Below are 20,323 nucleotides of genomic sequence, written 5' to 3' on the forward strand. Positions count from 1 at the left end.
CAAGCATCCGAGCATGGCTTGAGCATGTTGCTCAATCTGGAGGGGTCGGCAGGTGCTACCCTTTGGCACTATGCCCGGACTTGACCGTATCGATCTGGAGCTCCTCGCCGCTCTCGCCGACGACCCCCGCACCACGATCGTGGCGCTCGCCGAGAACCTCGGCCTCTCGCGCAACACGATCCAGGCGCGGATGGCACGCCTCGAGCAGACCGGGGTGTTCCTGTCGTACGAGCGCTCTTTCTCCCCCGATGTCCTGGGCTTCCCCTTGCAGGCCTTCGTGAACATCGGAGTGAAGCAGACCGAGCTCCCCCGGATCACCGCAGAGCTGGCGCGGATCCCCGAGGTGCTGCAGGCCCACGGTCTGAGCGGATCCGTCGACCTGCTCGCACGGGTCGCCTGCCGCGACGCCCGTCACCTGTTCGACACCGACGCCCGCATCCTCTCCATCGAAGGGGTCGAGCGCACCGAGACCTCGCTCGCCATGGGCGAGGTGATCCCGTTCCGGGTCGCCGGACTCATCGGCCTCGCGCGACGGGAATCCTGAGGAAGCGGCGAATGGCGCCGGCCGCTTCGGCAGGCGTCTCGTAGTGGATCAGGTGCCCCACGTGCGCGATCTCCACGAGTTCGGCATCGTCGAAGAGCGTGACGAGCTCGCGTTCGGCCTCGATGGGCGTGATGTCGTCGCGCTGTGCGGCGATCAGCAGCGTCGGCACCTCGATCTCCGCCGCGAACTCGCTCACATCGTGCGACACACTGGCGACGAAGGCATCCTTGAGGACGTCCCGATCAGCGAAGAGCGAGAAGTACGCATCGTGCTGCCCATGGATGAAACGGCGGAGCGCGGCATCCCTCGTCTTGGCCATCGCGATGCTCATGACCCGCACGATGACGCGGTTCCGCAGCAACGCGGTGCCCATCTTCTCCGGCAGACGCGCGCCCATCGCGTAGTACAGCACGGCGAGCCTGGTCATCACGCCCTTCGGACCTTCCAGCGCGGGAGCGCCGATCGGATTGATGAGGATGAGGCGTGGCGTCTGCAGACCGCGGGCCACCGCCGCAGCGGTCACGATCGAGCCGAAGGAGTGGCCGAGGATGATCGCCCCCGGTGCCACCGCAGCCGCGAACTCGGTGAGCCAATCGGCGTACTCGTCGAGGTCATAGGTGCGGCCGTGTTCAGGGGCACTCTGTCCGAACCCCGGCAGGTCGGGAGCGATCACGCGCGCTTCGGGCAGGAACGCGAGAACGGATTCGAGACCGTGGTGGTCGCCGCGGAAGCCGTGCACTGCGACGATCGTCATGTCTGAATCGGCAGGACCGTACTCCCAGTACGCGGTGACGCTGCCGCGCACGTCGACCTCGAAACGTTCGACCGGCAGGCGACTCAGTCGATCGGCGTACGGGGAGGGGGCGCTCATCCTCCGAGTCTATTCAGTCGCCGTGCGCCTTCCTGGCAATGTCCGACGCCCGTTCTAGCGTGATTCCATGCCGTCCGATATTCCGTCAGACCCGCCGCTGCCCAGCTGGCTCCGCCGCGTCGGCGTGTTCGATCTGGAGACGACAGGGATCGATGTGTCCGGCGACCGCATCGTCACGGCGCACGTCGGGGTGCTCGATGCCGCGGGGCGCGAGATCGCCTGGAGAGACTGGATGGCGGATCCCGGAATCGACATCCCGGAGGGCGCCACCGCCGTCCACGGCATCACCACCGCGCACGCGCGAGCCCATGGCAGACCCGCCATCGAGGTCGTCTCCGAAGTCACCAGCGCCCTGCGCTCCCTCCTCGCCCAGGGCGTGCCCGTGGTCGCGTACAACGCCTCGTACGATTTCTCCTTGCTCGCGCACGAGGCGCGTCGCCACGGCATCGAGCCTCTCACGGAGCCGTCGCCCGTGATCGATCCCCTGGTGATCGACAAGGCGTACGATCGTTATCGCCGGGGCAAGCGCACACTCGAGGTGGTCGCCGCCCACTACGCGGTGCGGCTCGACGGCGCACACGACGCCTCGGCGGATGCGGTCGCCGCGGGCCGCGTGGCGCAGGCTCTGGGCAGGCGCTTCCGCATGCCCGAGACGCTCGACGCTCTGCACACGCAGCAGATCGGCTGGGCGCGATCTCAGGCGGCGAGCCTGACCGAGTACTTCATCAGCATCGGTCGGCTCGAACCTGAGGAGGCGCTCGACGGCGCGTGGCCGGTGCGCCAGGGACGTTAGGTGAAAGAGAAGCAACAGGGGGCCTATCGATGAGGTTCACATCTCGCGACGTCGATCGAGTCCAGAGCACATGGCAGCAGTTCGTGCCTTCGGCGACGCTGGAGAACGTCGATCCGAGACGGTTCCGGTTCTCCTGGCGGTCCGCGCAGATCCGCAGTGCTGCGTTTCTCCGCTACGACCTCGCGGCCCAGGTGCGATCGGCGGCCGCCCCTGAGGACCAGCTGCTCGTGTGTCGGATCGACGCACCCGATGCCCGGGTGCGCTCGGGGCAGGACGACCTCGACGCGTCGCTTCCATGGATCACGGACGGCCGGCCGGTCCAGGCCAGCTGGGACCACGGAGCCGCCGTGAGCGCACTCGTCTTCGACCGCGCGGATGCGCAGGAGCGGCTTCGTCGGATCACAGGGGTCGACGATCTCCTGCTGGCAGTGACCGACGTCGGCCCTCGCTCTGCTGACAGCGCTCGTCGATGGGCACAGCTGGTGGACTACCTGGATCTCGTGTGCGCGCCGGAAGGCGACGACCTCGGCATCATGGCCGCCGAACTCGAGCGTCATGCCCTCATCAGCACCCTCTCCGCCTTCGGCACGACATTCGACGAGCATCTGCACAGACCGGCCCAGCGCTCAGGAGCGCCCCTCACGGTGCGCCGCGCCCTCGCGTACATCGACGAGAACGCCCACCTCCCCATCACCGTCGACGATGTCGCGGCCGCATCGTTCATCTCGACTCGCGGACTCCAGTACGCCTTCAGAAGGGCGCTCGATATGACACCGGCCGAAGCGCTCAGGCGTGCTCGGCTCGACGGTGCACGCGCAGAGCTCAGTGCGGGGTTCGACGGCTCGATCGCCGATCTGGCACGGCGGTGGGGCTTCAGTCACCCCTCACGGTTCGCGGCAGCGTTCCGCGCGGCCTTCGGCACATCGCCCTCGGAAGCCGCTCGACACGCACGGCGATGACAAGACGCGCACAGTCTGTTCGCACGGGGCGGCGCGTCACGTCACGACCCGAGGGGGCGCCGGCTTCGCTCCTATGGTCGAGATATGCCGATCGCACCCCGGGGGTCGGTTTCACGCGCTTTGGAGACAAGACATGCATGCATCCTCCCTCGAGATCGGCTGCTGACCGTGGGCAGTCTTCACTACGGCGATGCCATCGCGCCGATCCAGATCGAAGATCGCGCACTCGCGCACCTCAAGGTCGTGATCGCGACGAAGCTCCGGCGCAACGAGAGCTTCACTCTCTCCTGGCGCCACCCCGACGGCGATTGCCCGGGGCGCTCCACGATCTGGCTGCATCCGTCCATTCCTCTGCGCTTCGTCTTCGAAGAGCCGGAGGCACCAGAGCTCAGCCGTCGCTGGATCGAAGACCTCGCTCACTCTGCGAACTCGAGCGGAGGCATCACGCTGATCGAGGAGCACCTCACGGTCTCTGCGTGAGGACCGGCGGGAGGTGCGCCGTCGGAGCGAAACGGTAGGGCGGGCGGGACTTGAACCCGCGAATCGTTGGGTTATGAGCCCACTGCCTTAACCAGCTTGGCCACCGCCCCGTACTCGTCCAGCCTAGCGGGAGCTCCCCTCACGCGGGAGCCGCCGCCGCGTGCGTCCGCACATGCTCGAGGTAGATCTCGGCATTGGCGATGAGACCGGCACGCTCCTCGTCGCTCAGCACCCGCCGCACCTTGGCAGGCACACCTGCGACGAGCGATCCTTCAGGGACCTCCGTGCCGCCGAGGACGACCGCTCCTCCGGCGATCAGGCATCCGGGGCCGATCACCGCTCCGCTGAGGATGACAGCGCCCATGCCGATCAGCGAGCCGTCGCCGATCCTGCAGCCGTGCACGACGGCGTTGTGCCCGATCGACACGTTCTCGCCCACGATCACGGGGTGCCCGCCATCAACGTGCACGGAGACGTTGTCCTGGACGTTGCTGTCGCGGCCGATCGAGATCCCGGCAGAATCAGCGCGGAGAACCGCGTTGTACCAGACGCTCGCGCCCTTCGCGAGCGAGACCTCGCCCACCACACGCGCGCCTTCGGCGACGAAGGCGTCGTCGGCGATCGACGGTGCACGGTTCGGCAGGGTCAGGACGGATGCTCCGGCGGCGATGCTCATAAGGCGAGACTACCCTCACATCCGCGTGTTTCCGCGGGATTCCGGCCCGGTAAGCCCAGCCTGTGCTTGCTTGCGGAATGCGTGAGGCTGAGTAGCGTTGTCTTCATTACGACCGACCAGCCACTTCGGAGGAGCCCACGATGAGCAAGGCACAGACAGTTTCGACCACCGCCAGCGACCCCACGGTCGCCGCAGCCGCCGCCCAGTTCCTCTCCCCGCTCGTGCTCGGCCTCGAGGCGCTGACCGTCAACGGCAAGCAGGCGCACTGGCACGTCCGCGGAGCGAACTTCGTCGGCGTCCATGAGCTGCTCGACACGATCGTCGCTCACGCGGGCGACTTCGCGGACACCGCTGCGGAGCGCATCGTCGCTCTCGGACTTCCTATCGACGCTCGGCTCAGCGCCGTCGCCGAGAAGGCCGGTGCGACCGCCGTCCCTGCGGGCTTCGCACAGTCCGATGACGTCATCCGCGCCGTCATCTCCGACATCGACGCGATCCTCGCCGACACGCAGGCCGCGATCGACGGACTCGATGAGATCGACCTCACCAGCCAGGATGTCGCGATCGAGATCAAGCGCGGGCTCGACAAGGACCGCTGGTTCCTGGTCTCGCACATCGCAGCCTGATCTCTGCCGACGTCGAAGGGCGCAGGATCTTCGGATCCTGCGCCCTTCATCGTGTTCATGCCGCGTGAGTCATCCGGCCCGCGAGCAGCGTGGCGACCACCGGCATCTCCCGCAGTTCGACCCCGTGAGCGAGGCGCGGGTCGAATCCGCAGAGCGCGACGTCTGCCGGCTCGCCAGGGCGGATCGCGGACCGTGTGCTCGCGAGCAGCGCCTGATCGATCGTCAGGCGCTCCTCGGGGTGCCACGGTTCGCGGTCGTCATCGGCGCGGTCGACGGCAGCGCCGATCGCATGCCACGGGTCGAGCGGAGCCACAGGGGCGTCCGAGCCGAACATCAGCCGTGCGCCGGCGTCGCGCAGAGATGCGAGCGGATAGCCGATGGATGTCTGTCCCGCCCAGTGCGCACCGACGAGATCGCGGTCGTCGAGGGCGTGCTGAGGCTGCACGCTCGCCGCGATGTCGAGGCGTGCGAAGCGGGCGAGATCGGCGTGGCGCACCAGCTGCGCGTGCTCGATGGTTCCCGCTGCCCCGGTCGTGGTGAACGCGTCGAGAGCAGCCGTCACCGCTCGATCGCCGATCGCGTGAACGGCTACCGCGAGCCCCGCTCCCGTCGCGGTGATGAGCATGTCGGTCAGCTCTGCCGGCGGGACGTTGAGCACGCCGAAGTTCTCGGGCTCACCCGGGTAGTGGTGCGAGCATGCCGCGGTCCGGGTGCCGAGCGACCCGTCGGTGATGATCTTGAGCGGCCCGACATGGACCAGCGGGCTGCCATGCTGCTCACCGGTGCGCAGGCCTGCAGCGATCGCCCGATCGAGATCGAAGGGGTAGATCGCGAATTCGACGCGGTGCGCCCCGAATCCCGACGCGATACGCCGTGGCCAGGCATCTGCGTTCCACGCCATGTCGAAATCGACGAGACCGGTGATGCCTCGGGCCGCGGCTTGCTCCCCCGCCTGGCGCACGGCCGCGTCTGCATGCAGCGGATCGACGGCGTTGAGCCGCCGCGAGATCTCGAACGCGTCCTCTTCCCGCAGGATGCCGTCTCGAGCCGAGAATCCCTCCCGGCGCAGAGCTGCGGTGTTGAGCCACGCGCTGTGGACGTCGGCGTTGATCAGGTAAGCGGGAGTCGATCCGGTCGCGCGGTCGATGAGCTCGAGTGTCGGGGCATCCGACCACAGCGCATCACGGAATCCCGCGCCGATCACGCGTCCATCGGGCAACGGAGTCGCGTCTCGCATGAGCTCTGCCGCCTCCGCCGCTGATCTCGCATCGCCGAGCGGCAGTCGCTCCGCAGCCAGCGCCCACTGCACCGTGTGCACGTGGTTGTCCCAGAGGCCTGGCACCGCCCAGCTGCCCTCGGCCTCGAGCACCTCGCCCACCGGACGCAGAGTTCCGGTCGGCGCGATGTCGGCGATGCGGCCTCCCGCGATCACGATGTCGACCGGCTCGTCGTCCATCAGGAACTCTCGACCGGGCCCGGCGATGCGAGCACCCCGGATCATGCCGATCTCGGCGCCGATCATCGACGCGCCTCCGCGATGGCATCGTGAGCCCGGCGCATCTCCTGCGCGAGTCCCGGCTGCGCGTACGGTCCATCGCCCTCGAGCTCTGCGATGATCGTCTCGACAGTCTGGGTCGGTTTGTTCTGGCTGAGCTTGCGCTTGGCCACGACACGGGCCGGCGAGAGACGGAAGCCCACTGTGCCTGCGGCGAGGCGGTTGACGAAGGCCTCGTCGTTGGGGCGTTCCCACATGAGGCGAGGGTCGGGCATCCGTCCCTCGAATCGCTGGACCAGCCGATCGAGGACTTTGAGGTTCTCCTCGGCGCTGAGGATCTCAGGGATGCCGGACAGGTGCACGGCGGTGTAGTTCCAGGTCGGCACGGCCTGCACGTCGCCGTACCAGCCGGGCGAGATGTAGCCGTGCGGGCCTTGGAACACGACGAGCATCTCGCGCTCGCCCATGCCGTGGATCTGGTCGTCGGGGCGTCCCACATGACCGACGATCGCGAGGTCATCGCGATCGTCGTCGAGCAGAATGGCGTAATGCGAGGCGACAAGCCCGTCGGGCCCTGAGCTCATGATCGTGGCCCAGGGATTCGCCTCGATCACCCGCCGGATCTCGGCGACGTCCGCGAGGGTGAAACTGGGGTTCTGGCGCATGTGGTCGAGCCTAAGCCTGGCAGTACGGGCACCAGTACAGCTTGCGGGCGCCGATCTCCTCGAGGGCGATCTCGGTGCCGCAGACGCGGCACGGCAGGCCGGCACGGTGGTACACCCAGTGGCGGTCATCTCGACTCGCCATCGCGGCGCGGTACTGATCGGCGGACAGGTCGTCCATGGTCATCATCTGGCCGGTCTCGACACCGACGGCGATCAGGCGCACCCAGTCACGCCAGAGCGCCCGCACGACGTCCTCCGGGACATCCCTGCCCGGAGTGTGCGGGTTCAGGCGCTGCCGGAACAGCATCTCCGCGCGGTACACGTTGCCGATGCCGCTCACGACGCTCTGGTCCATGAGCAGCAGAGCGATCGGCGTCTGCTTCTTCCGGACGACGCGAACGAAGCGCTCCTCGTTCTCGATCGGGTCGCCCACGAGCGGGTCGGGGCCGAGCTTCGCGATCGTCGCGAGCACCTCGTCGGGCGTCTGCAGCACGCAGGCCGTCGGCCCGCGCAGATCCGCGGCCGTGACGTCGGTCATCAGCCGCAGACGCACCTGACCGACGATCGGCGGAGGCCACTCGAGGCCCTCATCGGCGAGCCCCTTGGTCTGCTCCGACATGCGCACATGCACGCGGGCGCGACGCGGAGCGCCGATCGACGCCAGGGAGTTCTCTCCCGCGTCATCGTAGATCGCCTCGTCGAGATCGGTTCCGCGCTGGTTGGTCTGCCCCATCCGCCCGTTCGCCGACGCGATCGTCGGGTCCAGGAAGATCTCTCCCGCGAAGTCCCATGCGCCGTAGAGCCCGAGATGCACGCGCAGCCACACGTCGCCTTCGGCCTCGAGGAACATCTGCTTCCCGACGGCCTGCACGCTCAGAGCTTCACGCCCGTCGAGCACAGCGGCGCCCTCGGCGAAACGCCCCTGCGGGCTCGACGCATGCAGCGTCTTGCCGACGAAGTTCCGGTCGAACTGGCGCGCGATCCGGTGGACGGAATGCCCCTCGGGCATGTCAGGCCCGAGGGTCCGGCAGCAGGGATCCGTCCCGCTCGAAGTCGGCGATCTGAGCGATCCGCCGCACGTGGCGCTCCTCGTTCGAGAAAGGCGTCGCGATGAACGTGTCGATGAAAGAGGTGACCTCGCCGAAGGTGTGCTGGCGGGCGCCGATCGAGATCACGTTCGCGTCGTTGTGCTCGCGGGCGAGCTCGGCCGTCGATGTGTTCCACACGAGCGCGGCTCGGATGCCCTGCACCTTGTTGGCGGCGATCTGCTCGCCGTTGCCCGAACCGCCGAAGACCACGCCGAGAGCCTCGACGCCGGCCGCCTGGTCGGCGACGACCGCCTGAGCCGCGCGGATGCAGAACGCCGGGTAGTCGTCCACGGCGTCGTACTCGATCGGCCCGTGGTCGACGACCTCATGCCCGGCGGAGCGGAGGTGCTCCTGGAGCTGAGTGGAGAAGTCGAGACCGGCGTGATCTGTGGCGATGTGGATGCGCATGGTGTCCATCCTATTGACGGTGTCGGATGCCGGTTCCGGCGTTACGGGACGAGGCCTGCGGCTGCGGGCCTGAAGCCCAGGCGCGCGTTCTCGCAGTCCCCTGGGCGGGAGACGTCGTACCAGGGGCCGAGATCTGTGAGATGGGGCCGCTCGGCCGCGGGCGTTCCCTCGATGCGTTCGATGATGAGGTCGACGAGACCGGACACGAAGGCCGGATGAGTCCCGGGGGTCGGTGTGCGGACCGCACGGATGCCGGCTTCCGCGGCCGTCTCCATCGCCTCGGTGTCGAGGTCCCAGAGCACCTCCATATGGTCGCTCACGAAGCCCAAGGGAACGATCACGACGGCCTTCGCGCCGGTCTCCGGCAGCGTGGAGATCACGTCGTTGATGTCGGGCTCCAGCCACGGCTGGCTGGCGGGACCGGAGCGCGACTGGAACACGAGCTGCCAGGGCACGGTCGATCCGCCCGTGACGGCCACGAGCTCGTGCATGATGTGCTCCGCGACGGCCAGGTGCTGCGCGGCGTAGGCACCGCCCTCGCCCCAGTCGACATCGCGCGGACCGGATCGCTCGGCATCCCCCGTCGGAATCGAGTGCGTCGAGAACAGAACCCGGATGTCCTCAGCGGCGATGCCGTCGGCCAGCAGGGCGCGAACGGCGTCTTCGACGCCCTCTTGGAACGGCTTCACGAAGCCGGGGTGATCGAAGAACAGCCGCACCTTGTCGGCGGTGACGCGTTCTTCGAGCCCGGCGTCCGTGATCGCCGCGGCGATGTCCTCGCGGTACTGCCGGTCGCTCGAGTACGAGCTGTACGCGCTCGTGGCCAGCACGAGAAGCGTGGAGTGCCCGTCATCCGCCGCCTGCGTGAACGCGTCGGGGAGATAGGGCTCCCAGTTGCGGTTGCCCCAGTAGACCGGAAGGTCGAGCCCCCGAGCGGCGATCTCAGCCTCGAGCGCGGCCTTCAGCCGCCGATTCTGCTCGTTGATCGGACTGACCCCGCCGAAATGCCGATAGTGATGAGCGACCTCCTCCAGACGCTCGTCGGGGATGCCCCGCCCGCGGGTGACGTTGCGCAGGAACGGGATGACGTCGTCCTGCCCCTCGGGTCCGCCGAAGCTCGCCAGGATCAGGGCGTCGTAGGCGACCGGAGTCTCCACGAACGGGGCGCCGCCGGCAGCGGCGGGAGAGGCGAAGGGCACGAGGGTCTGATCGTTCGCAGTCACCTCTCCATCCTTTCATCCCCGCGCCTGCACCGACGCCCGCCGGGTCCTGGCGTAGGCTGTCATGGTTGCCGTCGGCGCCAACTGCGCCCGAACCGCGGCCACGTCCCCTCACCCCTGGGAGTACAGCAGTGCCTGGAGAGAACCTCACCCGCATCGAAGCGCAGGAGCGTCGCGACGTCATCGACACGCAGTCGTACGAAGTCGCCCTCGATCTGACGAAGGGTGCCGAGGTCTTCGGCTCTCGCAGCGTTGTGCGCTTCACCGCCACGCCGGAGAGCTTCACGTTCATCGACCTGATCGCGCGCGAGGTCCGGGAGATCTCGCTCAACGGCGAGCAGCTCGACCCGAATGAGGTGTACGCAGACTCGCGCATCGCACTGACCGGGTTGCAGGCCGAGAACGTCCTCGTCGTCGATGCGGACTGCATCTACACGAACACGGGCGAGGGTCTCCACCGCTTCGTCGACCCTGTCGACGGAGAGGTCTATCTCTACTCGCAGTTCGAGGTGCCCGACTCCCGTCGCGTGTTCGCCGTGTTCGAGCAGCCCGACCTCAAGGCGACGTTCCAGTTCACGGTGACGGCGCCCGCCGCGTGGAAGGTCGTCTCCAACTCCCCCACCCCCGAGCCCATCGTGCACGACGCCTCCTCCGGGTCGGGAGCCGGCGAGGTCGCCACCTGGGGCTTCGAGCCCACACCGCGGATCTCGTCCTACATCACCGCGCTGGTCGCCGGCCCCTATGAGGCGACGTTCTCGGAGCTCACCAGCGCATCGGGCCGCGTCATCCCGCTCGGCGTCTACGGGCGCAAGAGCCTGTGGCAGCACCTCGACGCCGACTACATCTTCGAGAAGACCCGCCAGGGCTTCGAGTACTTCGAGTCGAAGTTCGGCGTGCCCTATCCGTTCGCCAAGTACGACCAGCTCTTCGTGCCCGAGTTCAACGCCGGCGCGATGGAGAACGCGGGGGCGGTGACCTTCACCGAGACCTATGTGTTCCGCAGCAAGGTCACGGATGCCGTGAAGGAGCGCCGCGTCGTCACGATCCTGCACGAACTGGCGCACATGTGGTTCGGCGACCTCGTCACCATGAAGTGGTGGAACGACCTCTGGCTGAACGAGTCGTTCGCCGAGTGGGCGTCGACCATCGCGACCGCCGAGGCCACCGAATGGACCGAGGCGTGGACCACCTTCAACGCGATGGAGAAGACCTGGGCCTACCGCCAGGACCAGCTGCCCTCGACGCATCCGATCACCGCCGTCATCAACGACCTCGAGGACGTGCAGGTCAACTTCGACGGCATCACCTACGCCAAGGGCGGGTCGGTTCTGAAGCAGCTCGCCGCCTGGGTGGGGATCGAGGCGTTCTTCGCCGGTGTGTCGAAGTACTTCCAGAAGCACTCCTGGGGCAACACCGAGCTGAGCGACCTGCTCTCCGAGCTCGAGGCCACGAGCGGTCGCGATCTGAGCACCTGGTCGAAGAAGTGGCTCGAGACGGCGGGCGTGAACACGCTCGAACCGCTCATCGCGGAAGCGGCCGACGGCACGATCTCCCGCTTCGCGGTCACGCAGACGGCGCCCGCCGACTACCCGACGATCCGCCCGCACCGTCTGGGCATCGGCTTCTACACGCTGCAGGGCGGCTCGCTCGTGCGCACGCACTTCGCCGAGGTGGATGTCGACGGCGACCGCACCGAGGTTCCGGAACTGAACGGCATCGCCCGTCCGGATCTCGTGCTGCTGAACGATGAGGACCTCGCGTACGCGAAGATCCGTCTCGACGAGCGTTCTCTCGCGACGGCCATCGCGCATCTCGCCGACATCAAGGACCCGCTGGCCCGTTCCCTCGTCTGGGGCGCAGCCTGGGATCAGACCCGCGACGCCGAGAGCGCAGCATCCGATTACATCGATCTCGTACTCGGCAACATCGGCCGCGAGACCGAATCGACCACTGTCCGCACCACGCTCGCCCAGCTGCGCACGGCCGCGACGCTCTACGTCGACCCGGCCCAGCGACACGCGGCTCGGCAGAAGGTGGCGGACGGGCTCTGGGCGCTGGCCGAAGGCGCTGAGGCGGGAAGTGACAGCCAGCTGCAGTTCGTCACGGCTTTCGCGAACGCCCTGGTCACCCCCGAGCACGCCGGTATCGTCGGACGCCTGCGCTCGGGCGAGGAGACCCTCCCCGGACTCGAGATCGACGCCGACCTGAACTGGCAGCTGCTGGTGGGGCTCGCGACGATCGGAGCGACGGATGCCGCCACGATCGATGCCGCGCTCGCTGCGGACAACACCGCCAAGGGCGGAGAGTTCGCCGCTCAGGCGCGGGCCGCGCTGCCCGACTCCGCATCGAAGAAGGCCGCGTGGGCCTCGCTCGTCGAGCGCGACGACGCGCCGAACACGATCGTGCGCTCGGCAGCCCTCGGATTCGTGCACCCCGCCGGTGTCGACGTGCTCGCCGAGTTCGTTCCGGCGTACTTCGACATGCTGCTGCCGATCTGGGAGTCGCGCACCTACCAGATCGCGCAGTACCTGGTCGTCGGTCTCTTCCCCACGGCACTCGCGAACGTCGAACTGCGCGAGGCGACTCGTGGCTGGCTCGCGGCCAACCACGACGCGCCCCCGGCTCTGCGTCGACTCGTGATGGAGAACCTCGCAGATGTCGAGCGCGCTCTCGCCGCGCAGTCGCGCGACGCCGAGGATTGACCTGTCGACAGGCTCGCGGACCATTCCGACGTCCCCGAGCCTGTCGAAGCGTCCAGCCCGCGCAGAGGCCTGATCGCTAGGATCTGTGGTGATGATGTTCCCCTTCCAAACCACTCCTCCCCCTGTCGACGCGCCGCTTCCGGACTGGCTGCAGGCCCTGCTCGCGGTGCTCATCCCGGTGGGCTGGACGGCGCTCACCATCGCGGTCATCATCGTGAGTTGCGTGCTCATCGCGCTCGTGCTGCGAGTGCTCATCCGCCGCGTCGTGCACCGCATCGTCGACACCGCGAAGAGCAAGGCCGCGGTCGACGACACCCAGGCTCTCGAACGCTCCCCCCTCGCCGATATGCGGCTGGTCCAGCGCACCCGCACGCTGGGCAGCATCCTCCAGAACATCGTGAACGTGATGCTGGTGGTGATCGCGATCGTGCTGATCGTGAACGCCATCGACAGCGGGCTGCTCGGCTCTCTGACCCTGCTCACGGCCGCCGTCGGCGCGGGGCTCGGCTTCGGCGCCCAGAACATCGTCAAGGACGTGCTGAACGGCATGTTCATCGTCGCGGAGGATCAGATCGGCATCGGCGATGTCGTCGACCTCGGCCTCGCGAGCGGTGTGGTCGAGTACGTGAGCGTGCGCATCACGCAGGTCCGCGACGTCAACGGCACCCTCTGGTACGTCCGCAACGGCGAGGTCACCCGCATCGGCAACATGTCGCAGGGCTGGGCGCGCGTGATCATCGATCTCGGTGTCCCCGCGGATGCCGACCTCGATGCCGTCGAGCACACCATGCTCGAGACCGCCCAGGGCCTGGCCAAGGATCCGAAGTGGCGCACCCGTATCGTCGAGAAGCCTGAGCTGTGGGGTCTCGAATCGATCAGCGGTGACGCACTCGTCGTGCGCATCGTCATCAAAGCGCGTGCGAACGCCAAGGACGACGTGTCGCAGGAGCTCCGCAAGCGCCTGCGAGCGGCTCTCCAGGAGAACGACGTCGCGATTCCCAGCATGGTGGGCGTTGTTCCCACGGGACCCGAGGGCGCGCAGCGGGTGCGAGGCGCGAACCCTCCCAAGACGCGGCCCAACGCCATCACCGGGGTCCCCGTGATCCCCGATCGGGGCATCTGGCGGCGGAAGAAGTCAGAGGACAAGAAGGCCGACGGCACCACGTCCGGCGATGAAGGGATGCCGCAGCGATGACGTTCTACGACGAGGTCGGGGGTCACGCGACCTTCGAGAAGCTGGTTCAGGTGTTCTACCGCGAGGTCGCGCTCGACCCGGTGCTGAAGCCGATGTATCCGGAAGAGGATCTCGGGCCCGCCGCCGAACGGCTGACGCTGTTCCTTGCGCAGTACTGGGGCGGACCGACGACCTACGGCGAGACACGAGGACACCCGCGCCTGCGGATGCGGCACATGCCGTTTCACATCGACCCGGACGCGCGCGATCGTTGGCTTGCGCACATGCGCACCGCCGTCACGGAGACGAAGCTGTCGCCTCTGCACGAAGCGACGCTCTGGGACTACCTGGAACGCGCCGCATATGCCATGGTGAACACATTCGAGCCGTCGGGCATCGGCCCCGAAGCATCCGGCCGTCCCACTCTCGAGACCCGCGCACGTCAGGAATCAACGGAGAACGCATGAGCACGTCGTCCCTGTCCGCAGATGTTCTGGTGATCGGATGGGGGCTGGCCGGGCTGGTCGCCGCCGGCGAGGCGCTGGATGCCGGTAAACGCGTGATCCTGATCGATCAGGAGCCGCGCACGAATCTCGGCGGGCAGGCCTGGTGGTCCTTCGGCGGGCTGTTCTTCATCGACTCCCCCGAGCAGCGGCGCATGGGAATCAAGGACTCTCTGGAGCTCGCCACACAGGACTGGTTCGGAAACGCCGGCTTCGATCGGCCGGAAGACGAATGGCCGCGCCGCTGGGCTGAGGCCTACCTGAACTTCGCGGCCGGCGAGAAACGCGCCTGGCTGCGCGAACGGGGCGTCGGATTCTTCCCCGTCGTCGGCTGGGCCGAACGCGGCGGCTACGGCGCGCTCGGCCCCGGCAACTCGGTTCCTCGGTTCCACATCACGTGGGGAACCGGCCCAGGCATCGTGGCGCCGTTCGCGGCGCGCGTCGAGCAGGGCGAGCGCCAGGGACGGATCACCATCCTCCCCCGGCACCGCGTCACCGCCCTGATCTCCTCAGACGGGGCGGTCACGGGCGCCAAGGGGGATGTGCTGGCGACGAGCGGTGCAGAACGCGGCGAGGAGTCCTCCCGCGACGTGATCGGAGACTTCGAGATCACCGCGGGAGCCACCGTGATCGCCTCTGGTGGCATCGGCGGCAACCACGACCTGGTGCGCGCGGCCTGGCCGGAGCGACTCGGCACGCCGCCTGAGCACATGCTGACCGGCGTCCCAGCGTACGTCGACGGGTCGATGCAGCCTGTCGCCGAGGCCGCAGGAGCGCGCCTGATCAACGGCGACCGCATGTGGCACTACGTGGAGGGCATCGCGAACTGGGACCCGGTCTGGCCGTCGCACGGCATCCGCATCCTCCCCGGCCCCTCATCCCTGTGGCTCGACGCCACGGGCAAGCGTCTTCCGGTGCCGCTGTTCCCCGGCTTCGATACGCTGGGCACGCTTGCGCACCTGCGCACCACCGGCTACGACCACTCGTGGTTCGTCACCTCACGGCAGATCGTGGAAAAGGAGTTCGCTCTCTCCGGAAGCGAGCAGAACCCCGACCTCACCGGCAAGGACGTCGCGCTGCTCCTGAAGTCGCGACTCGCGAAAGGCCCCACTGACCCGGTCCAGTCGTTCCTCGACGAGGGCGAGGACTTCATCGTCGAGAACGACCTCGAGTCTCTTCTCGAGCAGATGCGCCGGCACCCGGGTGGCGAGGCGCTCGACATCGACCGCGTGCGCCGAGAGGTCCTCGCACGGGATCTCGAGATGGAGAACGACTTCACGAAGGATGCCCAGATCGGGATGCTCCGGTCGATGCGGGGGTATCGCGGCGACAAGCTGATCCGCACCGCCTCCCCGCACCGACTGCAGGACGCTGCCGCGGGGCCGATGATCGCCGTCAAGCTGCACGTGATCACGAGGAAGTCGCTGGGCGGCATCCAGACGGATCTCGATGGCCGCGCGCTCGACGGCGAAGGCTCTCCGATCCCGGGCCTGTTCGCGGCGGGTGAGGCGAGCGGTTTCGGCGGCGGAGGGGTGCACGGGTATCGCGCTCTCGAGGGCACCTTCCTCGGCGGATGCCTGTTCTCCGGCCGCCAGGCCGGTCGTGCGGCCGCGGGCTGAGTCTCAGACCGCGCTGCCCGTGTCGCGCACGGCCGTGAGGCCCGTGGCCACAGGGCCGCGCGAAAGGACGTGCCCGCGCCGGAATGCCAGGCGGATCCAGCGTCCGGAGCGCATCATGGGGACCTGCTCCTCTCCCGAGATGAATCCGAACGCGTCAGCCGCGAAGGCCACGCCGCGAGGGAGGCCGTCGAGGTCTTCGTCGGGCTCTCCCCAGATGGCTGCGCGCAGCGCCCGCACCGCCTCTTCACCGGCACCGGGAGTCGCTCCTCGCGCGACCGCGCTGATGCCCCACTGCGCGCGCTGCGCGATGGCGGATGCGGCGAGGGTGCCCACCGACTCCCACCCTCCGCGGGGCGGGGCGATTCCTGCCCACGCGGGCGACAGGCCGGATTCGGGGAGCTGCAGCATCCGCTCATCGGCGGCGGGGCTCAGCTCTGCGACGACCACGTCGCACTCGAGTTCTGGATCGGCGTGCACGACACGCATGGCGAGGATCGTCGGCGTCTGATCGAAGATCCCGTGCGGGGCGAGCGCGGCCGCAGTGAGCGCGAGCACGCCGTTCGCGCCCTGCAGCCGCACGCCCTCGTCGGAGATGCGGCGGGCCCTTCCGACGAAGGTCAGGACGTCCTTGGACGTTTCGGCATCGGAGAGGACGAGAGCGTGGGGCACGCCCTCTAAACTAGCAACGCCAGCGGGCGCCGCAGACGCGAGAAGGCGGGCCTGCGGTGCCACGACCGACCGGAAGGGCAGGCATGACCGCCGATCAGCACGCGATCCGCACCGTTGAGCAGCTGCTGGCAGTGCTCGATCTCGACTCGACGCAGGCACGCACCACCGAGGACATCTTCACCGGTTCTTCGCACCCGATGCCGAGCGGCCGGATCTACGGCGGGCAGGTGCTCGCACAGAGCCTGCTGGCGGCGGAGCGCACGCTCCCCGAGGACCGCGCCGTGCACTCGATGCACGGGTACTTCCTGCGTCCCGGCGACGCCGCTCAGGGGATCACGATCGCCGTCGACCGCATCCATGACGGGCGCTCCTTCTCAACCCGGCGTTCGCAGGCGTATCAGAATGGCGTCCCGATCTTCTCGATGATCGCCTCGTTCCAGGACCAGGATCCGGGGCTCGAGCACGCGGTGCCGATCCCCGAGGGCATCCCCGATCCGGATTCCCTGCTTCCGGATGAGGAGCGGGTCGAGGGCCTTCCGGCGGGCACGGCGCGGATGCTGAGCGATCGCGCCGCCGATGTGCGCCACGTGGAGTCTCCGCTGTTCCTGCCGAGCGACGATGCCCAGGTGCCTCAGCAGGCCGTGTGGATGCGGATGCGCGCGCCCCTGCCGGATGATCCGCGCCTGCACCGGGCGGCGCTCGCATACCTGAGCGACATGACGATCCAGGAGTCCATCCTTCGCGCGCACGGCGTGTACTGGGCGCTTCCCGGGCTGAAGGTCGCGAGCCTCGACCATGCGATGTGGTGGCACCGCGCGGCGCGCGTCGACGAGTGGCTGCTGTACGTGCAGGAGTCGCCGAACGCGCGCGGAGGTCGGGGGCTCGCACAGGGGCGCATCTATACGCGCGCTGGCGAGCTCGTGGCGACCGTTGCGCAGGAGATCATGGTCCGCGTACCGTCCTGACGGTGAGCGGCTGCGGGCGGATCGCTTCGCTCAGCGGTGCGCGTACTCGATCGACGGGCCGGTGAACGGCTCCCACGCGTCGCGCATCTCCTGCGTGAGCCGAGTCGGTCGCCCTGTCCCGGCATCGACGAGGACGATGATGGCGGTGGAGCGCGCATACAGCTGCCGGGTCTCGGATGCCGGATCGTTGTGCACCTCGTAGCAGACCTCGACACTGGAGCCACCCAGCTTTCCGAACCACATCTGCACCTCGAGCGGGCGCCGCTGGTACGGGACCGGCGCGAGGTATTCGATCTCCTGGCGTGCGATCAGCGTCAGGATGCCCTCTTCGATACCGGAGTCGAGCACCGCGGTGGACGGCGCCTCCTCCCCCGGGCCGGCTCGCCAGAACGCGCGAACGCGGGCTTCTTCGAGGAGCTTGAGCATCGACGTGTTGTTGACGTGGTTGAACGCGTCGAGATCGCCCCAGCGCAGATGGATCGGGATGTGCAGCCGAGACGCTCCGTGGGAGGTCTCGGCTGCCTCATCCGTCGCCCGTACGTCAGTCACGGGTCAGCTTGCGGTGCGTCGACCGGTGCGGCTTGGCGGCGTCCGGGCCAAGCCGCTCGATCTTGTTCTGCTCGTACGCCTCGAAGTTGCCCTCGAACCAGTACCACTTGTCGGGCTGCTCGTCGGTGCCTTCATAGGCGAGGATGTGCGTCGCGATGCGGTCGAGGAACCACCGGTCGTGGGTGATGACCACGGCGCAGCCGGGGAACTCGAGCAGGGCGTTCTCGAGAGAGCTCAGGGTCTCGACGTCGAGGTCGTTGGTCGGCTCGTCGAGGAGAAGCAGGTTGCCGCCCTCCTTCAGGGTGAGCGCGAGGTTCAGGCGGTTGCGCTCACCACCCGAGAGCACGCCGGCCTTCTTCTGCTGGTCGGGCCCCTTGAAGCCGAACTTCGAGACGTAGGCGCGCGAGGGGATCTCGGTCTTGCCGACCGTGATGAAGTCGAGTCCGTCGGACACGACCTCCCACAGCGTCTTGTTCGGGTCGATGTTCGCGCGCGACTGGTCGACATAGCTGATCTTGACGGTCTCGCCGATCTTCAGATCGCCGCCGTCGAGCGGCTCGAGACCGACGATCGTCTTGAACAGCGTGGTCTTTCCCACGCCGTTCGGACCGATCACGCCCACGATCCCGTTCGGCGGAAGGCTGAAGCTGAGTCCGTCGATGAGCGAGCGCCCGTCGAAGCCCTTCTGAAGCTTCTTCGCCTCGATCACGACGTTGCCGAGTCGGGGACCGGCGGGGATCGTGATCTCCTCGAAGTCGAGCTTCCGCGTGCGCTCCGCCTCGGACGCCATCTCCTCGTACCGTGCCAGACGCGCCTTCGACTTGGTCTGGCGGCCCTTGGCGCTGGCGCGGACCCACTCGAGCTCTTCCTTCAGGCGCTTCGCGAGCTTGGCGTCCTTCTTGCCCTGGATGTCGAGTCGCTCGGCCTTCTTCTCGAGATAGGTCGAGTAGTTGCCCTCGTATCCGATCAGGCGCCCGCGGTCGACCTCGGCGATCCACTCGGCGACGTGATCGAGGAAGTACCTGTCGTGGGTGATCGCGATGACGGCACCCTTGTACGACTGCAGGTGCTGCTCGAGCCAGAGCACGCTCTCGGCGTCGAGGTGGTTGGTGGGCTCGTCGAGCAGAAGCAGGTCGGGCTTCTGCAGCAGCAGCTTGGCAAGCGCGACGCGACGCTTCTCACCGCCCGAGAGCGGTGCGATCGCAGCATCCCCCGGCGGCGTGCGCAGGGCGTCCATCGCCTGATCGAGCTGGGAGTCGAGATCCCAGCCGTCGGCGGCGTCGATCTCCTCCTGGAGCGTGCCCATCTCGGCGAGCAGCGCGTCGAAGTCGGCATCCGGGTCGGCCATCAGGGCCGAGATCTCGTTGAAACGGTCGAGCTTGGCCTTGATGGCGATGCCGTCCTGGATGTTCTCGAGCACGGTCTTCGACTCGTCGAGCTCGGGCTCCTGCATCAGGATGCCGACCGAGAAGCCGGGCGTGAGCTTGGCCTCACCATTCGAGGGGGTGTCCAGACCGGCCATGATCTTGAGGATCGTCGACTTACCGGCGCCGTTCGGGCCGACCATGCCGATCTTCGCGCCGGGGAGGAACGACATCGTCACGTCGTCGAGGATGAGCTTGTCGCCCACCGCCTTGCGTGCACGAACCATCGAGTAGATGTACTCAGCCACCGAAAATGCTCCTTCTGTCGGCGTCGAAGATCGACACTCCAGCCTACCGGCCTCGTGCTGTGCCGTTGTCGTGAGCCCGAGCGGTCACCAGTCGATCGCGCGAGTGCTCCCCACGAGGCAGCGGCCTTCGGCGAGCTGCGGCAGCACGGCTGTGACGGGTTCGCCGGTCGACGGGCCGACCTGCCCGACGAGGCACTCGGTCTCGCCCCAGCGGACCGAGAACTGCAGGCTCTCTGCGGCGTTGCCGACCGTGGTCTGATCCTGCGTGACCTGCATCGCCGCGCGGTCGAAGCCTGCGGCGGTCAGAGCGTCGATGTACGCACGCCCCGAACCGCGCTGATCCGTCGCCCAGACCTGTGCGGTGACGGCAGCGAAGAGCGGAAGATTGTCCGCAGCCGTGCCGTCTGCCACGAGCACCGGACCGTCCGGAGTCGGCGTGGCGGTCGGCGCCGTCGTGGGCGCTCCGGACTCGCTGGTCGAGTCGGAGGGCGACGGCTGCTCGGGCGACGGCCCGCACGCAGCCAGCACGAGGATCAGCACTGCGCCGGCACTCGTCAGAAGGATGCGCGATACGGAGGAGGCCGGACGTCGAAGCACGAACCGAGTCTACGTGCCGTCCTCCCCCGGACCTGCGCATGCGCCGCA

21 protein-coding genes and 1 tRNA gene are annotated in these 20,323 nt (G+C 68.0%); 10 read left to right on the forward strand and 12 right to left on the reverse strand.

The annotated features are described in order from the left end of the window. Positions 1–70 precede the first annotated feature (70 nt). A complete protein-coding gene (locus tag RS84_RS15160; protein ID WP_045258614.1) occupies positions 71–544 on the forward strand; it encodes an Lrp/AsnC family transcriptional regulator in 474 nt (157 codons plus the stop codon). Here RS84_RS15160 and RS84_RS15165 read toward each other — a convergent pair. Then, on the reverse strand, positions 516–1,415 hold the full coding sequence (locus RS84_RS15165; protein ID WP_045258615.1) for an alpha/beta fold hydrolase: 900 nt from the start codon (positions 1,413–1,415) through the stop codon (positions 516–518). The two genes, RS84_RS15160 and RS84_RS15165, sit on opposite strands and share 29 nt — an antisense overlap. A gap of 67 nt (positions 1,416–1,482) precedes the next feature. Between RS84_RS15165 and RS84_RS15170 the strand changes: the two genes are divergently transcribed. The 3 genes from RS84_RS15170 (at position 1,483) to RS84_RS15180 (ending at position 3,647) form a co-directional block, all read left to right on the forward strand. Continuing rightward, positions 1,483–2,208, forward strand: a complete 726-nt coding sequence (locus RS84_RS15170; protein ID WP_082062217.1) for a 3'-5' exonuclease — start codon at positions 1,483–1,485, stop codon at positions 2,206–2,208. Between the two features lie 29 nt (positions 2,209–2,237). Next, a complete protein-coding gene (locus RS84_RS15175) occupies positions 2,238–3,167 on the forward strand; it encodes a helix-turn-helix transcriptional regulator (protein ID WP_045258616.1) in 930 nt (309 codons plus the stop codon). A gap of 168 nt (positions 3,168–3,335) precedes the next feature. Then, positions 3,336–3,647 (forward strand): hypothetical protein, encoded by a 312-nt coding sequence (locus tag RS84_RS15180; RefSeq protein ID WP_045258617.1) that lies wholly within the window; start codon positions 3,336–3,338, stop codon positions 3,645–3,647. Positions 3,648–3,682: 35 nt separating this feature from the next. Here RS84_RS15180 and RS84_RS15185 read toward each other — a convergent pair. Both RS84_RS15185 and RS84_RS15190 read right to left on the reverse strand, forming a co-directional pair. Then, positions 3,683–3,757 (reverse strand) — tRNA-Ile (locus RS84_RS15185). Positions 3,758–3,786: 29 nt separating this feature from the next. Further along, entirely contained in the window at positions 3,787–4,323 is a 537-nt protein-coding gene (locus tag RS84_RS15190) for a gamma carbonic anhydrase family protein (protein ID WP_045258618.1), read from the reverse strand. Positions 4,324–4,463: 140 nt separating this feature from the next. Here RS84_RS15190 and RS84_RS15195 point away from each other — a divergent pair, with 140 nt between their 5' ends. Beyond that, a complete protein-coding gene (locus RS84_RS15195; protein WP_045258619.1) occupies positions 4,464–4,949 on the forward strand; it encodes a Dps family protein in 486 nt (161 codons plus the stop codon). 55 nt (positions 4,950–5,004) lie between these two features. Here RS84_RS15195 and RS84_RS15200 read toward each other — a convergent pair whose 3' ends face one another. From RS84_RS15200 to RS84_RS15220, 5 genes are read right to left on the reverse strand one after another with little or no spacing between them, the layout of a single operon-like run. Then, on the reverse strand, positions 5,005–6,471 hold the full coding sequence (locus RS84_RS15200; protein ID WP_045258620.1) for an amidohydrolase: 1,467 nt from the start codon (positions 6,469–6,471) through the stop codon (positions 5,005–5,007). Next, positions 6,468–7,109, reverse strand: coding sequence for an FMN-binding negative transcriptional regulator (locus RS84_RS15205; RefSeq protein WP_045258621.1), 642 nt, complete (start codon positions 7,107–7,109; stop codon positions 6,468–6,470). Before RS84_RS15205 ends, RS84_RS15200 begins: the two co-directional genes overlap by 4 nt. Positions 7,110–7,119: 10 nt before the next feature. Continuing rightward, positions 7,120–8,118, reverse strand: coding sequence for an Fpg/Nei family DNA glycosylase (locus tag RS84_RS15210; RefSeq protein WP_045258622.1), 999 nt, complete (start codon positions 8,116–8,118; stop codon positions 7,120–7,122). Position 8,119: 1 nt separating this feature from the next. After that, positions 8,120–8,605, reverse strand: coding sequence for a ribose-5-phosphate isomerase (locus RS84_RS15215; protein ID WP_045258623.1), 486 nt, complete (start codon positions 8,603–8,605; stop codon positions 8,120–8,122). A 41-nt stretch (positions 8,606–8,646) separates the two neighbouring features. Further along, on the reverse strand, positions 8,647–9,828 hold the full coding sequence (locus tag RS84_RS15220) for a ferrochelatase (RefSeq protein WP_045258624.1): 1,182 nt from the start codon (positions 9,826–9,828) through the stop codon (positions 8,647–8,649). Positions 9,829–9,956: 128 nt separating this feature from the next. Between RS84_RS15220 and pepN the strand changes: the two genes are divergently transcribed. The 4 genes from pepN (at position 9,957) to RS84_RS15240 (ending at position 15,823) form a co-directional block, all read left to right on the forward strand. Further along, positions 9,957–12,527, forward strand: a complete 2,571-nt coding sequence (gene pepN, locus RS84_RS15225; protein ID WP_045258625.1) for an aminopeptidase N — start codon at positions 9,957–9,959, stop codon at positions 12,525–12,527. A gap of 91 nt (positions 12,528–12,618) precedes the next feature. Beyond that, positions 12,619–13,722, forward strand: a complete 1,104-nt coding sequence (locus RS84_RS15230; protein ID WP_052676396.1) for a mechanosensitive ion channel family protein — start codon at positions 12,619–12,621, stop codon at positions 13,720–13,722. Beyond that, a complete protein-coding gene (locus tag RS84_RS15235; protein WP_045258626.1) occupies positions 13,719–14,168 on the forward strand; it encodes a globin in 450 nt (149 codons plus the stop codon). The genes RS84_RS15230 and RS84_RS15235 overlap by 4 nt, the downstream gene beginning before the upstream one ends. Continuing rightward, positions 14,165–15,823, forward strand: a complete 1,659-nt coding sequence (locus RS84_RS15240; RefSeq protein ID WP_045258627.1) for an FAD-binding dehydrogenase — start codon at positions 14,165–14,167, stop codon at positions 15,821–15,823. The genes RS84_RS15235 and RS84_RS15240 overlap by 4 nt, the downstream gene beginning before the upstream one ends. 3 nt (positions 15,824–15,826) lie before the next feature. Here the strand turns inward: RS84_RS15240 and RS84_RS15245 are convergent, their stop codons facing one another. Further along, positions 15,827–16,492, reverse strand: coding sequence for a hypothetical protein (locus RS84_RS15245; protein ID WP_045258628.1), 666 nt, complete (start codon positions 16,490–16,492; stop codon positions 15,827–15,829). A gap of 83 nt (positions 16,493–16,575) precedes the next feature. On the opposite strand from RS84_RS15245, the gene RS84_RS15250 reads away from it, so the two are divergent. Then, positions 16,576–17,457, forward strand: coding sequence for an acyl-CoA thioesterase (locus tag RS84_RS15250; RefSeq protein WP_045258629.1), 882 nt, complete (start codon positions 16,576–16,578; stop codon positions 17,455–17,457). Positions 17,458–17,487: 30 nt separating this feature from the next. On the opposite strand, the gene RS84_RS15255 is transcribed toward RS84_RS15250, so the two are convergent. The 3 genes from RS84_RS15255 to RS84_RS19480 form a co-directional block, all read right to left on the reverse strand. Further along, positions 17,488–18,006 (reverse strand): acyl-CoA thioesterase, encoded by a 519-nt coding sequence (locus RS84_RS15255; RefSeq protein WP_045258630.1) that lies wholly within the window; start codon positions 18,004–18,006, stop codon positions 17,488–17,490. Further along, positions 17,999–19,678: an energy-dependent translational throttle protein EttA gene (gene ettA, locus RS84_RS15260; protein WP_045258631.1), complete on the reverse strand. Its 1,680-nt coding sequence runs from the start codon at positions 19,676–19,678 to the stop codon at positions 17,999–18,001. The genes RS84_RS15255 and ettA overlap by 8 nt, the downstream gene beginning before the upstream one ends. Before the next feature lie 84 nt (positions 19,679–19,762). Further along, a complete protein-coding gene (locus tag RS84_RS19480; protein WP_045258632.1) occupies positions 19,763–20,275 on the reverse strand; it encodes a DUF6993 domain-containing protein in 513 nt (170 codons plus the stop codon). Positions 20,276–20,323: the final 48 nt, after the last annotated feature.

It is taken from the genome of Microbacterium hydrocarbonoxydans (genome assembly GCF_000956475.1).
Classification (GTDB): Bacteria; Actinomycetota; Actinomycetes; order Actinomycetales; family Microbacteriaceae; genus Microbacterium; species Microbacterium hydrocarbonoxydans_A.

Coding starts and splice junctions, on each gene's coding strand:
- RS84_RS15210 (WP_045258622.1), bottom strand. CDS start 8,118: ATGCCCGAGGGGCATTCCGTCCACCGGATCGCGCGCCAGTTCGACCGG.
- RS84_RS15235 (WP_045258626.1), top strand. CDS start 13,719: ATGACGTTCTACGACGAGGTCGGGGGTCACGCGACCTTCGAGAAGCTG.
- RS84_RS15250 (WP_045258629.1), top strand. CDS start 16,576: ATGACCGCCGATCAGCACGCGATCCGCACCGTTGAGCAGCTGCTGGCA.
- RS84_RS15240 (WP_045258627.1), top strand. CDS start 14,165: ATGAGCACGTCGTCCCTGTCCGCAGATGTTCTGGTGATCGGATGGGGG.
- RS84_RS15195 (WP_045258619.1), top strand. CDS start 4,464: ATGAGCAAGGCACAGACAGTTTCGACCACCGCCAGCGACCCCACGGTC.
- RS84_RS15165 (WP_045258615.1), bottom strand. CDS start 1,415: ATGAGCGCCCCCTCCCCGTACGCCGATCGACTGAGTCGCCTGCCGGTC.
- RS84_RS15200 (WP_045258620.1), bottom strand. CDS start 6,471: ATGATCGGCGCCGAGATCGGCATGATCCGGGGTGCTCGCATCGCCGGG.
- RS84_RS15230 (WP_052676396.1), top strand. CDS start 12,619: ATGATGTTCCCCTTCCAAACCACTCCTCCCCCTGTCGACGCGCCGCTT.
- RS84_RS15175 (WP_045258616.1), top strand. CDS start 2,238: ATGAGGTTCACATCTCGCGACGTCGATCGAGTCCAGAGCACATGGCAG.
- RS84_RS15190 (WP_045258618.1), bottom strand. CDS start 4,323: ATGAGCATCGCCGCCGGAGCATCCGTCCTGACCCTGCCGAACCGTGCA.
- RS84_RS15170 (WP_082062217.1), top strand. CDS start 1,483: ATGCCGTCCGATATTCCGTCAGACCCGCCGCTGCCCAGCTGGCTCCGC.
- RS84_RS15205 (WP_045258621.1), bottom strand. CDS start 7,109: ATGCGCCAGAACCCCAGTTTCACCCTCGCGGACGTCGCCGAGATCCGG.
- RS84_RS15215 (WP_045258623.1), bottom strand. CDS start 8,605: ATGCGCATCCACATCGCCACAGATCACGCCGGTCTCGACTTCTCCACT.
- RS84_RS15160 (WP_045258614.1), top strand. CDS start 71: ATGCCCGGACTTGACCGTATCGATCTGGAGCTCCTCGCCGCTCTCGCC.